The 14,615-nt window shown below is 35.5% G+C and carries 13 protein-coding genes; 7 read left to right on the forward strand and 6 right to left on the reverse strand.

The genetic code is table 11. The features are described from left to right. Positions 1–24: 24 nt before the first annotated feature. The 6 genes from YQ22_RS09595 to scpA all read left to right on the forward strand — a co-directional run bounded on the left by YQ22_RS09595 (position 25) and on the right by scpA (position 7,708). Positions 25–2,322, forward strand: a complete 2,298-nt coding sequence (locus tag YQ22_RS09595; protein WP_071341021.1) for a PAS domain S-box protein — start codon at positions 25–27, stop codon at positions 2,320–2,322. 7 nt (positions 2,323–2,329) lie between these two features. Further along, positions 2,330–2,746, forward strand: coding sequence for a response regulator (locus YQ22_RS09600; protein ID WP_071341022.1), 417 nt, complete (start codon positions 2,330–2,332; stop codon positions 2,744–2,746). 91 nt (positions 2,747–2,837) lie between these two features. After that, positions 2,838–2,990, forward strand: coding sequence for a YqaE/Pmp3 family membrane protein (locus YQ22_RS09605; protein WP_036151377.1), 153 nt, complete (start codon positions 2,838–2,840; stop codon positions 2,988–2,990). 268 nt (positions 2,991–3,258) lie between these two features. Continuing rightward, positions 3,259–4,068, forward strand: coding sequence for a DUF6503 family protein (locus YQ22_RS09610; RefSeq protein WP_071341023.1), 810 nt, complete (start codon positions 3,259–3,261; stop codon positions 4,066–4,068). 111 nt (positions 4,069–4,179) lie between these two features. Further along, the gene (locus tag YQ22_RS09615) at positions 4,180–5,553 is read left to right on the forward strand and encodes a methylmalonyl-CoA mutase subunit beta (RefSeq protein WP_071341024.1); all 1,374 of its coding nucleotides are present in this window, start codon (positions 4,180–4,182) and stop codon (positions 5,551–5,553) included. Beyond that, the gene (gene scpA / locus YQ22_RS09620; RefSeq protein ID WP_071341025.1) at positions 5,546–7,708 is read left to right on the forward strand and encodes a methylmalonyl-CoA mutase; all 2,163 of its coding nucleotides are present in this window, start codon (positions 5,546–5,548) and stop codon (positions 7,706–7,708) included. Before YQ22_RS09615 ends, scpA begins: the two co-directional genes overlap by 8 nt. 69 nt (positions 7,709–7,777) lie before the next feature. Here the strand turns inward: scpA and YQ22_RS09625 are convergent, their stop codons facing one another. Continuing rightward, entirely contained in the window at positions 7,778–9,022 is a 1,245-nt protein-coding gene (locus YQ22_RS09625) for an MFS transporter (RefSeq protein ID WP_058104205.1), read from the reverse strand. 239 nt (positions 9,023–9,261) lie between these two features. On the opposite strand from YQ22_RS09625, the gene YQ22_RS09630 reads away from it, so the two are divergent. Next, complete coding sequence (locus YQ22_RS09630; RefSeq protein ID WP_071341026.1) at positions 9,262–9,834, forward strand: RidA family protein; 573 nt, start codon at positions 9,262–9,264, stop codon at positions 9,832–9,834. Here YQ22_RS09630 and YQ22_RS09635 read toward each other — a convergent pair whose 3' ends face one another. The 5 genes from YQ22_RS09635 to YQ22_RS09655 form a co-directional block, all read right to left on the reverse strand. Beyond that, a complete protein-coding gene (locus tag YQ22_RS09635) occupies positions 9,835–10,455 on the reverse strand; it encodes a CatB-related O-acetyltransferase (RefSeq protein WP_071341027.1) in 621 nt (206 codons plus the stop codon). 32 nt (positions 10,456–10,487) lie between these two features. Next, a complete protein-coding gene (locus YQ22_RS09640) occupies positions 10,488–11,357 on the reverse strand; it encodes an SDR family oxidoreductase (RefSeq protein ID WP_071341028.1) in 870 nt (289 codons plus the stop codon). Then, the gene (locus tag YQ22_RS09645) at positions 11,350–12,519 is read right to left on the reverse strand and encodes a serine hydrolase domain-containing protein (protein ID WP_083414224.1); all 1,170 of its coding nucleotides are present in this window, start codon (positions 12,517–12,519) and stop codon (positions 11,350–11,352) included. Before YQ22_RS09645 ends, YQ22_RS09640 begins: the two co-directional genes overlap by 8 nt. A 57-nt stretch (positions 12,520–12,576) precedes the next feature. Next, positions 12,577–13,833, reverse strand: coding sequence for a serine hydrolase domain-containing protein (locus YQ22_RS09650; RefSeq protein ID WP_071341029.1), 1,257 nt, complete (start codon positions 13,831–13,833; stop codon positions 12,577–12,579). Between the two features lie 96 nt (positions 13,834–13,929). Then, the gene (locus tag YQ22_RS09655; protein ID WP_071341030.1) at positions 13,930–14,604 is read right to left on the reverse strand and encodes a DUF4386 domain-containing protein; all 675 of its coding nucleotides are present in this window, start codon (positions 14,602–14,604) and stop codon (positions 13,930–13,932) included. Between the last annotated feature and the right edge of the window lie 11 nt (positions 14,605–14,615).

Raw genomic sequence — 14,615 nt, forward strand, 5'->3', positions numbered from 1 at the left:
TAAATACTTGTTAAAATATACACATTGAATCAGTATCCAAAAAACATCGAATTCCTGGAAAAGCATCACCAAATATTTATTGAACAGACACCAACGGCAATAGCCATGTTAGATAGGGATATGATCTATTTAGCAGCTTCAAAGCGTTGGTTAAAGGATTTTAAATTAGAGGGGCAAAATGTTATAGGCCGTTCTCATTATCAGGTTTTTCCAGAGATTGGCTCAGATTGGAAAGAAAAGCATCAAAAATGTTTAAAAGGAGCTGTTGATGTGTGTGATGAAGCACCTTTTAAAAGGGCTGATGGGTCCATACAATGGATATATTGGGATGTTCGCCCTTGGTATAATGCACAAGGTAAGATTGGCGGACTCTTAATGCACACCGGAGATATTACGGAACAAAAAGAAAAGGAACTTCAAAATAAACGTATACAATCAATCTTAAGAAAAACTAGCGAGATTGCAGTTATAGGAACTTGGGAGGTAGACCTTGTTAGAAATAAAGTTGTTTGGAGTGATATTGTAAGGCAAATTCACGAAGTGGATAATGATTATGAACCTACTGTTGAAAATAGTATTGAATTTTATAGTCAAGGAGAAAGTAGAGATTTAATTAAGCATAAAATTAGTTTAGCCTTAGAGCATGGAGAACCAATAGATATAGAAGCAGAAATAGTTACGGCTAAGGGTAACCTTCGTTGGACAAAAGTTATCGGGAAAGTAATTTTTGAAAATGGCAAAGCAGTAAAGCTCTACGGCACTTTACAAGATATAACAAGGGTAGTTACTTCAGAAAAATATTTAAGCAAAGCCAATGCAGAACTGAGAGCAATATCCAACAGTATATCTATTGGTTTAATAGTTACTGACAGTAATGGTGTTATTCAACGATTTAACAAAGGTGCTGAATTAATGTTGGGTTATAAAAGAGAAGAACTTATAGGAAAGAAAACACCTGAAATTTATTTGCATGAGGATGAGTTGATGCAATTTAAAGAAGATATGTCCAATATTATTGGTAAAGATTTAACCAAAATGTCATACAATAATTGGGAGGATAAAATAAATAATACAAGACAATGGGTGTTTAGAAGAAAAGATGGAACAACTTTTCCTGCATTGACTACGGTTTCTTCCATATTGGACGATAATGATGAAAATGCAGGGTTTATTGCGATAGCTACAGATATTTCCAAAATAAAGGAAGTTAGGGATGAGCTTCAAAGAAAAAATGAACTTTTAAACTATGCAGAGCAATTGACCTTAATGGGTAATTGGCAATGGAACGTAAAGCAAGACCGTGTTATTTGGTCTAGCAATCTTTATCAAATTTTTGGTTTATCGGAAGAAATAGGTCAAATAAAGTATGATACATACTTCCATTTTGTACACCCAGATGATAAAGAACGTGTTAGAAAGCACATAGATAATTTTATTAAAACACACCAAAAGAAAGGTCTCGTTCATCGTATCCTATTAAAAGATGGAACCGTAAAAATAATTAAACTTGTTGGTGAAGTCGTCAAAGATGAAAATGGCGAAATCAAAGAAATGATCGGTGCATGCCAAGATGTTACCAAAACAAAAATGGTGGAAGAAAAATTGATTCACGCAAAAGAAGAGCTAGAGGAGTTCACTCAGAAATTAACCTTGCAGAATCAACAATTAGCAGATTTTACCCATATAACTTCGCATAATCTTAGAGCACCGGTTGCCAACCTTAATTCTTTATTGGAAATTTATACTTACGCTGAAAATGATGAGGAGCGTACAGATATATTCAATAAATTCAGTAGCGTTATAGACCACCTTTCCTCTACACTCAATACCTTGATAGAGGCGCTTAAAGCTAAGGTGGGTGATGCTAATGAGAATATAGAAAAAGTTTATTTTGAAGATGTATTTAAAGATACTTCCCAAATTTTAAGCGGAGCTATTTTAAAATCCAATGCAGTAATAGATACCGACTTTTCACAACTTACCCATATATCCTATAATAAAATATATATGGAAAGTATATTTTTGAACTTGATCGGTAATGCCATTAAATATAGCGCCGAAGATAGAGCGCCACATATTGAAATTAAGACCGAGGTGAAAAATGAAATTAATATCATTACTTTTAAAGATAATGGCTTGGGTATTGATCTTAAAAAGCATGGATCTAAACTTTTTGGGTTGAATAAGGTTTTTCATAGACACCCAGATGCCAAGGGGGTAGGTTTGTACCTTACCAAAACTCAAATAGAAGCAATGGGCGGTACTATTTCCGCTACTAGCGAAGTAAATGTAGGAACTACATTTACTATAAAATTTAATTAAGCTTGATATGAATAATATTTTAAAGACCTGTATTGTAGATGATGATTCTATTTATCAATTTACCATGGTCAAAACCTTGGAGTCTACTAAATTACCTTTAGAAATTATGGTCTTTTCCGATGGTGAAGAAGCTATTGATTTTATGTTGGATAACTTAGATCAAGATTCTGTATTTCCTGATGTTATTTTCTTGGATATTGATATGCCTGTCATGGATGGTTTTCAATTCATGGAAGAATACGTGAAAATAAAACCAAGGGTGGGTAAGAAAATAACAATTTACATGGTGTCATCTTCTCTTGATCCCGTAGATATAGAAAGGGCTAAAAGAATAAGTGCTATATCTGACTACATTGTAAAACCAATAGGTCTTGGTAGGTTAAAAACGATTATTGAAGGCTTGTTGGCAGACAGAAAAGAATAAGTTTTTGTTTTTTAGGTTATCATTCAAATTAATGTAGTTAATAAAGACTGTATGATAATCTTAGTTTTGATGGAACCTAAAAACTAAAAAGATGTCTTTACTAACAATAATATTGAATATACTTTTACCACCATTGGCCGTTTTTATGAAACACGGTATTGGTACAACATTATTAATAAGTATTTTATTGACTTTACTTGCATGGTTACCAGGAGTAATACATGCCTTTATCGTAAATCAATAATCAGTAAAATTTTATGTCTTGCCTACTTTTGTTCTGGCAGTGACATTTAAAGCCGAATAATTATCAAACCCTTGGTAGTTGTTCGGTTTTTTTTTGAAATTCAGGTTTATAAAGTGTTGTTAACATTTATTATGATTTCTAAAGAGAATCTCCATTTATTATTATGATAACTTTGGTACGTTAGTAGTTGTATTCTCTTTCGACTATTTTGTTTTAATGGTCCATTAGAAATATTATTACAAATGTGATTCCCGTGAAATATATAGATATGAATAAAACAGTTAAAGCAGCATTTACTCTTATTTTTTTGATCATATTAAGTTGCAAAAATGGTAATGACTCAGGTAAAAACAATGGACCTTTAGAAGATGCAACCTCGAGGACCACGGTTGAAAGTGCTGAGGACATTATAAAGCATGCTATTACAGCGCATGGTGGAGAACTTTATGATACGGCCAACTATGAGTTTGTTTTTAGGGATAAAATGTACATGTTCAATAATAAGAATGGCTATACTTATCGTGTAAATTTCAAGGATAGCTTAGGGAATAGAATTGAAGACAACATTGTAAATGGATCATTTGGTAGAAAGGTCAATGATGAGCCGGTACATCTATCTGAAAAGGATAGTACAGTATATAGTAATGCATTGAATTCAGTAATCTATTTTGCTACTTTGCCTTATAAGCTTAATGATAAAGCGGTACATAAGGAAAGCGTTGGTGAAACCGTAATCAAAGGGGAAGATTATGATGTAGTACGCGTTACTTTTGGTAAAGATGGTGGCGGTACCGATTATGATGATATATTCATGTATTGGGTAAATAAAAAATCTCATTATATAAATTACTTGGCTTACAGCTACAGTGTAAATGATGGCGGTGTGCGTTTTAGAAGTGCTTATAACCCTAGGACCATTGACGGTATTAGATTCCAGGATTATATTAATTGGGAGGCACCTGTTGGCACGCCATTAAAAGACTTACCGGCGTTGTTTGAGAAAGACAAACTAAAAGAGTTGTCAAGAATAGAGACTGGCGATGTGCGTAACCTAAATGCTACAGAATTGGCAGATTAGCTTAGCTCTATATAAACACGATTTACTTATTGTATCTTTGAGAGAATGCGCTGAATTTATATTCACAGGCGCATTAATGGAATATGTTGTTTAATTAAACTACGTCTTGCTATGAAGGGTGAAACCTTATTTGATAGTTTCAGGGATATTTCTGAAAAAGAATGGAAACAAAAGATACAGTACAATTTAAAAGGTAAAGACTACAATGAAGAGGTAGTGTGGAATTCACCTGAAGGTATTAAAGTAAAACCATTTTATCATGCAGAAGATCTAGAGCATATTACTATTCAACAGGTGCAAAATTCTACGTGGAAAATAGGGCAAAATATTTATGCCGGTAATGCCATAATGGCTAATGAAAAAGCGCTCAGGTATCTAGAAAAAGGTGCAGAGGCTCTGCAGTTTATTGTACCGTCGGAGAACGTAGATGCAGTTATCATTTTGAACAATATTGATTTAAACAGGGTCAAGGTATGCTTCCAACTGCAATTTTTGTCCAAAACTTATATAAAACAGATTCTTGATAGAGTATCAAATGCAAATAAAATCCATTGGCAGATTGACCCCATAGGTCATTTGGCAAGGTCTGGAAATTGGTATGAAAATATGTCTTCGGATATGTCACTCATCGGGGAATTATTTACATTGGATACCGAAACTATATTAAGTGTAGATGTTTCGCTTTATGAAAATGCCGGTGCAGACATTGTGCAACAATTGGCTTATGCAATGTCTCATGCGAACGAGTATTTGAATGTACTGCAGCAAGGTGAAAATTTAGGACAATTAAAAAGTATAGATTTCAGGGTTTCGGTAGCTGGTAATTATTTTTTTGAAATCGCAAAGTTAAAAGCCTTAAGAAACCTTTGGAGTGTTTTGTCCAAAGCTTATGGTATTACCATTCCCTGCTCCATAGTGTCACAGCCGTCAAAACGTAATAAGACCATTTATGATTTCAATGTAAATATGCTAAGAACTACTACAGAATGTATGTCTGCCGTATTGGGCGGTTCTGATGTTGTTTTTAATCTGAATTATAACGCCGTTTATAAAAAAGATAATGATTTTGCCAATCGTATCGCATTGAATCAACTTATTTTATTAAAAGAAGAAAGCTATTTTGACAAGGTGGAAAATGCAACTGAAGGTAGTTATTACATAGAAATTATTACGCATCAATTAGCAGAAAAGGCTTTACTTTTATTTAAGGCGATAGAAAAAGATGGGGGTTTCTTAAAGCAATTAAAAAATCATATCATACAAAATAAAATTGCCGATAGCGCCCGTAAACAGCAAGAGAAATTTGATGCCAAAAAAGTAGTATTAGTGGGTAGCAATGTATTTCAAAATGAAGCGGATAAAATGGGCGAAGCATTAGAATTATATCCGTTCGTGAAAAAGAACCCAAGAAAAACCTTGATTACCCCTATCATAGAAAAAAGATTGGCAGAGGAATTAGAGCAAAACCGTTTATCACATGAGTAGAAAAGACTTGCAACATCTACAACTAGACACTTTTCCTGATAATGGTAAGCAACAAAATGCCATTAGTAAAGATTTGAAGGATAACTTGTTTACTACGGCCGAAAGTATTCCGTTGAAAAAAAGATATGCCAAACAAGATTTAGAGGAGGTAGAGCATTTAAATTTTGCAGCGGGCTTACCGCCGTTTCTTAGAGGGCCTTATGCAACCATGTATGTACAAAGGCCTTGGACCATACGGCAATATGCCGGTTTTTCCACTGCAGAGGAGAGCAATGAATTCTATAGAAAAAATTTAAAAGCAGGTCAAAAAGGTTTGTCGGTCGCCTTTGATCTTCCTACACATAGAGGATATGATAGTGATCATGAACGTGTTGTTGGCGATGTAGGTAAGGCGGGTGTTGCCATAGATACGGTTGAGGACATGAAGGTGCTTTTTAAAGGAATTCCTTTGAATGAAATGTCAGTATCCATGACCATGAACGGTGCCGTGCTGCCTATAATGGCGTTTTATATTGTAGCGGCAGAAGAACAAGGGGTTTCTTTAGATAAGTTATCTGGAACTATACAAAATGATATTCTCAAGGAGTTTATGGTGCGTAATACGTATATCTATCCACCAAAACCATCTATGCAATTGGTTGCTGATATTTTTGAGTATACCAGTAAACATATGCCCAAGTTCAATAGTATAAGTATATCTGGTTACCATATGCATGAAGCTGGTGCACCTGCCCATTTAGAATTGGCATATACATTGTCAGACGGTTTGGAGTATATTAGAACTGGCTTAAAAGCGGGTTTGAAGATTGATGATTTTGCGCCTAGACTTTCTTTTTTCTGGGGAATTGGTATGAACCATTTTATGGAAATAGCCAAAATGCGTGCTGCCAGAATGTTGTGGGCCAAAGTGGTGAAAGAATTTGATCCAAAGAACGAAAAATCATTGATGCTGAGAACACATTGCCAAACCAGTGGTTGGAGCTTAACGGAGCAAGATCCTTTCAATAATGTGGCAAGGACTACTATAGAGGCAGCGGCTGCCGTTTTTGGCGGTACACAAAGTTTACATACCAATGCATTGGATGAGGCAATTGCCTTACCTACGGATTTCTCTGCACGTATAGCTAGGGAAACACAATTATACTTGCAGCATGAAACAAATGTGACCAAAACCGTTGACCCTTGGGCAGGTAGTTATTATGTGGAGAAACTAACACATGATTTGGTGCACAAGGCGTGGGAGTTGATGCAAGAAGTAGAGAACCTTGGCGGCATGACCAAAGCTATAGAAACTGGAATACCTAAAACCAGAATTGAAGAAGCCGCAGCAAGAAAACAAGCGCGTATAGATAGTGAACAAGATGTAATCGTTGGGGTCAATAAGTATCAATTGACAGAAGAAGATGAACTTCAGATTTTAGAGGTCGATAATAAAGAAGTACGAAGACAGCAGTTACAACGATTAAAAGAAGTTAAGGCAAATAGAAATACCGCAGTGGTTGCCCAAAAGCTGAAAGAACTAACTATCACCGCAAAGAATAAATTGGATGATAGTGATTCGGAAGAAAATTTGCTAGCTTTAGCGGTATCTGCTGCAAGGGAAAGAGCAACTTTAGGTGAAATCAGTAGTGCTTTAGAAGAGGCTTTTGGCAGACATAAAGCTATTATAAATTCATTTACAGGCGTGTATTCAAGAGAAATCAAAGAAGATAAAAGCTTTAAAAAAGCGCAGGAGTTAGCTGATCGGTTTGCCGAGCAAGATGGTCGTAGACCACGTATAATGGTCGCTAAAATGGGACAGGACGGTCATGATCGTGGGGCTAAAGTGGTGGCAACCGGTTATGCCGATCTAGGATTCGATGTAGATATAGGTCCGCTCTTTCAAACACCAAAAGAAACCGCAAAACAGGCAGTGGAGAACGATGTACATATTTTAGGAGTTTCATCACTTGCTGGCGGACATAAAACACTAGTTCCCGAAGTTATTAAGGAACTAAAAAGCTACGGCCGTGAAGACATTATGGTCATTGTTGGGGGAGTGGTGCCAAAACAAGATTATGATTTTTTAACGAAAGCTGGGGCTACTGCCGTATTTGGTCCTGGAACGAAGATTAGTGATGCAGCCATTCAATTGTTAGAGCTACTTTTGGAATAAGTTTAAAAAATCGAATGAAAAAAGCCGAGCAAATCTATTGCTCGGCTTTCTTTATTTTAATCGGCATAATTATGCCGTAGCAATTTCTCCTTTACTTTCTTTACTTCTTAACCAGAAATAGAGAATAGTGAACAAAACAATTAGAATTGCAGGAAACAGTACCATGGTACTTAACGTTTCTTGACCGGAAACCAATTCTAATTCATCACCTGTAAACCCTTGGGCTTCGGCAGCAGCTCTATCGGCATCGATCCAACCACCAATGATTGGTTGAAAAATTGATGTAGAGAACATTCCTATCGCACCAATAATAGACATGCCCAAAGCTCCGGTTTTTGGAGTTTTGGTAGCGGTTAAGCCAATCATATTAGGCCAGAAATAGGCAACACCCAGAGCAAAGATTATAGCGGCTACGTAAGCCATAGTTCCAGTTTGTGTACTAAAAAGATAAATGCCTAAAGTAGCAAGTACAGCAGAACCCAAAAGCACACCCGTTTGGTTGAACTGAGCAACCATACTACCTCCAAAGAATCTTGCAACGGCCATCAATCCGGCAGTCAATGCTAATATTAGCGTTGGTTCTGCTCCACTTTTAGAAAGAATTAGACCTACCCATTGGTTAGGACCAAATTCTGATATGGCAGTTAATGCCATACAAACTCCTATGAATAAAAATAAGGGAGTGAACATGCCTTTCAGGTTTCCGCTAATAGTTGCCGCTTCCTCTATCTTAGCCTTAGGCCAAGTTTGTCCGTAAAATAAAAAGGCATAAATTATCGCAGGTATTAATAATAACCATACTTGACTTTGTCCTGTAATACCAAAATCCGTCATAAAACCAGAAAGTAAACTACCAACGGCTATTCCACCAGGAAACCACATGTGAAAACGGTTAAGCATTGTGCTCATTCTGTTTCCCTTGTACGCATCTGCAATCATTGGGTTACATGCCGCTTCGGTACAACCGTTACCAAGACCTATAAGCAAGTTGGCTATCAAAAGACCTATATAGTTGCCAGAGAATATTAAAAGTAAAATACCGATTGAATGCGCAAAAAAGGCAAATTGCATAATTACTTTGCCCCCTACTTTATGGTAGATCAAACCACCGATTACCATAGCTATGGGGAAACCTAAAAACCACATAGAGGTAATCAAACCGGCTTGACTTGCACTTAATGCCAGTTCCGTTTTTAATTGATCTAAAATACCTGCTGCTATGGCAAATGAGAATGCCGTTGTAATTAGGGCAAAGCAACTGGCATAAAAGAGCCTATTCGCATTTACCTTAGAAGTCGCTGTTGAACTTTCCATATTTAAATTGATTTAGTTGTTGTTTTGGTTAATTTGCTAAACTAATAAAAATGAAATAATATCAATGCTTTTTTAGTAAAATGATACCTTAACTACGACAGAATACACAAAAAATAGTATTAGTTTAATATTTAGTGTTTTTTATGCAATACAATGGCAAGTGAATTTTAAGGTATTATGTTGATAATGAAGTATTAGGTAACTTGTAACCATAATAATTTCAAATAAACTGACCTGTAATGAAACATTTTATATATATCGTTCTAACTTTTTTGTTGATCAGTTGTGCAGATAAAACCAAAGAAACTCAACAAGGAGAAGAATTAATTCAAGAAACGGCAAATTCTAATTATAACCCAGAAGCCAAGTTAGATAGTTTAGGTATAGAACTTAGAGGTCAGGGTGTTCCCATTGCAAACTACCAACACGTTGTAAGAGCTGGAAATTTATTGTTTTTAGCCGGTAAAGGACCAAAACAAGCTAATGGTGAGTACATGATAGGTAAATTGGGCGATAGTTTAACCGTAGAGCAAGGCTACCAAGCGGCAAGAGAAGCGGGTATTAATCAACTTTCCGTTTTAAAAGCCGAACTGGGCAACCTGAACAAAGTAAAACGAATTGTTAGTGCCCACGGTATGGTGAATGCTTCTCCAGATTTTACAGATCATTCTAAAGTGATTAATGGTTTTTCAGATTTAATGGTCGAAGTTTTTGGTGAAAATGGCAAACATGCGCGTGCCGCGGTTGGTATGGTATCTTTACCTGTTGGTATGGCTGTAGAGATAGAAATGGTTGTTGAGGTTTACGAGTAATTAATTTAGCTCTTCTAAATTTTCACCTGTAAGATGATGCACATTTGCGGTAATCTGCTCTATAGGCCAGTTCCACCATTTCAATTCTAAAAGGTTAGCAATTTCTTTATCCGAGAATCGCTTCTTAATAAGCTTGGCAGGATTTCCGCCAACAATGGAGTATGGCAGTACATCTTTTGTTACGGTTGCATTACTTGCAATTATGGCCCCATCACCAATAGTTACTCCGGGCATAATGGTGGCGTTGTAGCCGATCCACACATCATTGCCTATTACGGTATTACCTTTAGTAGGATAGTTTTTTCCATCCATGGCATGTTGCCAATCTTTTCCGAAAATAGCAAACGGGTAAGCTGAAATGGAGTTGCTTAAATGATTGGCTCCGTTCATAATAAAGGTGACATTTGAAGCAATCATGCAGAACTTTCCAATGATTAGTTTATCGCCAACAAAATCAAAATGATATTTTACATTTTTCTCAAAATTGGCTACGTCTTCAAAATCATCATAATAGGTATAATCACCTACAATTATATTCAGGTTTTTAATGATGTTTTTTAGAAAACACAATCTCTTATAGTTTTCTAATGGAAATAGGGTGTTTTTATCAGGGATATTCATAACCTCTTTTTAAAGAATACTGTAAACGAAATTTATTTTTTTAAAACATCTATCTCGTTCTGAAAAAATGTAACTAAACGGTGACTGCCATATCTTGGAGCAATGGCATCTTCAGCCATTAAAGTTAAGAAAAACTCTAAAGGACCGTATATTTTTGACGAAGTGAACGTACGTAATATTTTTAGAATTGATTTTCTGATCCAATGAGGTATATGAATAATGTTTATTGGTTTTCCACTAGCTAAAAGTGCCAGTTCCGCTACTTCGTTCTGTGTTAAAATATCTGGACCACCAATATTGATTTCTTCATTTGAAACGTGAATACTATCTACGCAGGCAATGGCTAGATCTTTACCATGAATAGGATTTATTTTTTTCTTACCGCTACCAAAAAGATATACTTTTCCCTTTTTTGCCATATCTAAAAAGTCTTTCATATCAGAGAAAAACCCATTAGGACGAATAATACTATAGTCTATCCCTGAGGCTATTAATTCGTCTACAAAAGCTTCTTTAGCTTCAATGATCTTTAAATTTCTATGTTGTTTGCCATTTAAAACAGAAACATATATAAATTTCTTAACACCGGCTCTTTTAGCTTCTTCAAGTAAATTTTTATTGGCTTGGTAATCTACATCCATATAAGTTAGACCATCTTTTTGACGTGTAATTCCAACTGTTGATATGACTGTAGTAATTCCCTCAAAAAGCCCTTTTAATGTATTGGTATTAGTTACTTCTGCGTTAATTACGGTTGTGTTATTATTTGCGAATTGCATTGCTTTTTTTGTGTTTCTCGCAATAATCTTGGTCTTCATGCTACGTTCACTAAGTTCTTTGGCGATATATGTACCTAAATATCCGGTGGCTCCAGCAAGTAAAACTAACTCCTCATTATCCATTTCTTTTGCTTTTTACATTAGTAAGATTTTTTAAGTGTGACAGTATAGCTACCATAAAATCAACATGTTTCTTTTCATAGGTCGTTTGGTTAAACGTTCCTGTTAAATACACGTCTAATTCCGGACAGTAATACATAAATGAACCTGATGTGCCAGAGTGACCAATAAGTGTGTGGTTTTTTGAAAATGGATATAGTTTTTTAACATCAAATTTTCTTAGTCCGTACCCATATTCTAGACCATATGACTCTCCTATCCAATTTTGCATTGACTTAAAGCTTTTTTTGGAAATGATTTCGGCATTGTTCAATGCACGATAGAATTTTAATAAATCATTTGTAGTAGTTGCTATTCCTCCTCCTGCCCAATCAGCACTTAAACTCTTGAACGTGCTAATATTGGTTTGTTCTACATAGAATTCTGATAATTTTTCCGGCGATTCACTTATTGGTCTTGAGCGCAAGTGCATATATGAATGCTCCATTTTTAAAGGATTGAAAATCTTGTCGGAGAGGAATATGTGATATGGTTTACCTGTAAGTTCTTCTATTAATAAACCCAACAGAACATATTCGGTATCGCAATAATTGTAACTAGCACCAGGGGCAAAATGTGGCCGTAATTGAGTTTTGGTAAATTCAATGATTTCAAGGGGTTGCCAAAATCTGTCATTATTAGTGAATAGCTGCTCCATAAAAGTAGCGCCATTTTTAGGTGTATCTGCAAAATAATCCGGTAATCCAGAAGTGTGCTGTAATAGTTGCTTTATTAGTACTTTTTTAGAATAATCTATACCATTGAATACATGTAGCCCTTTGATGATTTCACCGGGAAGATATTCAGCTATAGGGTCGTTAATATTCAACTTTCCATCTTCTTGCAGTAACATGATTAGGGTTGCGGTAAAAGTCTTGGCTACACTTGTACTATGAAATGGGTTGTTTTTGGTAACTTTTTCTCCGTTCATAAATGTACCTCCGCTATAATTCCAATCAATTTCTAACTTTTCGGAATACACAGAAAGAAAAGCATTGTGAACTAAATCGTCTTGTAGTTTTGCATTAAATAGAGAATCTATTTTTGCTTTTACATGAGCTGTTTTTTGACCGTAATTTAATCCGTAAGTTAAAAAAGCTATCATAAACAATATTTTAATTTTCATAATTTATGGTTTTACTAATGGTTTAATGATGGGGGAACTCATTAAATCATTTGATTGTCAATTGCTTTCTAAATATACTTGTATACCTTTCTCTATTTTTTCTTTTACTTGAAGATATTTGGCCTCATTTGCGCCAAATACGGCATCCATATTAGATAACATGGAATACCCCCAAGATCCATCATCGGCTAATTCTATATATGTTGAAACGCCAGGGTCGTTACCACCATGTGCCCAAAGATTGTTGTGAACATACCAGAATAAACCGTGGTTATCGGCAAAATTACTAGGTACAATGCCATTTGGTAGTTGGTAATCAAATAACATATCGTACAAAGATGAACCAAATAATGTGGTGGTATCTCCGCTTAAACCTTTGCTCATTTCTAACAAATAGTTGCCCATATCTTCATTGTTGGTGTAAAGACCTCCTTCCGGGTAAGAATCAAAGGCATATTTTGGCAGTGGAATACCTTGCTCTAAGTAACATGTTGCGGTTGCGTTAATATTAACTTCATTAATATTAAAAGTAGAAGCATTCATATGAAGTGGGGCAAGTATATTTTGTTTTACATAGTCGTAAAAGGACTGCTCGGTAACCGTTTCTATTATATAGCCCATTAAAGCAGTACCGGTATTAGAGTAGTTCCAAACCTCCCCTGGTTTTACATTGGCAAAATTATCCGTACTGTATAAGTCCCCATTTTCTAAAAAATAATTGGCTAGAAAATCTTCTAATGAACGCGCAGCTCTCTGTTCTAACCCTGTTGCGTCTTTTAAAATATTCGCTCCTGGGGTTGTGACATTTTCCTCCGGTAAAATATAATAATTATGGGCTAGATAGCTTTCCACATTATCCAGTAAACCTGAGGTATGTGTAACCAAGTGCCTAACAGTTATTACCGCTTCTGGCTGTTTTGGATTAGAAATGGGTTTGGGTAAAAGTTCATTGATATTGGTGTCCAATGTAAAATACCCTTCTTCAATGGCTTTTGCTGTTGCGGCGCCCACAAATGTTTTGCTAAGCGATGCAATGAAATTTACGGTTTGGTTGGTATACGCTTCTTCATTTTCAATATTGGCATAGCCCACGGCATTTTGATATACAATTGTGCCATCTTTTACGATACTAATGGCAAACCCTGGTACCTCGGTATTTTCTGCAAGTGTTGTAAAATAAGCGGTTAATTCCGCATTTGTCATTGTTTCATTAGATATAGGTATGGTTGCTGTGTCGTCATCACTGGAACAGGATGTAAGGAATATCAATATCGTTAAAATTAAGATTCCAATAATTCTAGATAAAGTTGTCATGATTGTTCGTTTTTTGATTGATGTTTTAATTTATGTTAGGTGCAAATATTCAGTATAATTATATGCCGGTCGTTCCGTTTTATGATTCGGTACTTTTTAATTATTATTTTGTTTTATGCCTGCAACTAAGAGGAACAAGCACAAACTTATTTCTGCGATATCAGCTGGTGCAGTAATAAATTCAGATAGATTCTGATTTGTTTCTGGAGATAGAAAGTAGATGATAAAATCAAGCAGATACCCAAAACAACCAATTATTAATCCATAGCCAATAATGCTTGGAAAGTGTTTAGATTTCATGATCAGAAATCCTAATGGTAGTAACCAAAACCCAAAGAAGAGTTGTGCTATATGGTATCCATGGGAGTGCATTTGTATATAAAATACAACTAGATTATTGGTAAACTCCAAAGGTTCATTTGTGGTGCTTAACAAAAGCAAAGGCGCATATTGGTTTAACATATTTAAACACATGATGGCCACGGCTATACAAACGCTTAACAACATTGTTTTGGCAGTTAGTTCACAGGTGTTTTTTAGTATACTGTACATGAATATTGCCAGTAAGAAATAAGTGAATTGCATGCCTAGATCGCCTAAAAAACCTAAACGGAATAATAGTTCGTGTTCAATAATATTAGATATGGTTTTTTCGCTATGATCTAAGTCTATTAAGCCAGTACGTACATACTTTTCAGCAAATACACCTAAAATAATGACCAACAAATAGAGTACACCCGCTATTCTAGCATTTCGTTTTTTTGATTGCATGATGATGAATT

The sequence above is a fragment of the Maribacter sp. 1_2014MBL_MicDiv genome, assembly GCF_001865655.1.
Taxonomy (GTDB): Bacteria; Bacteroidota; Bacteroidia; order Flavobacteriales; family Flavobacteriaceae; genus Maribacter; species Maribacter dokdonensis.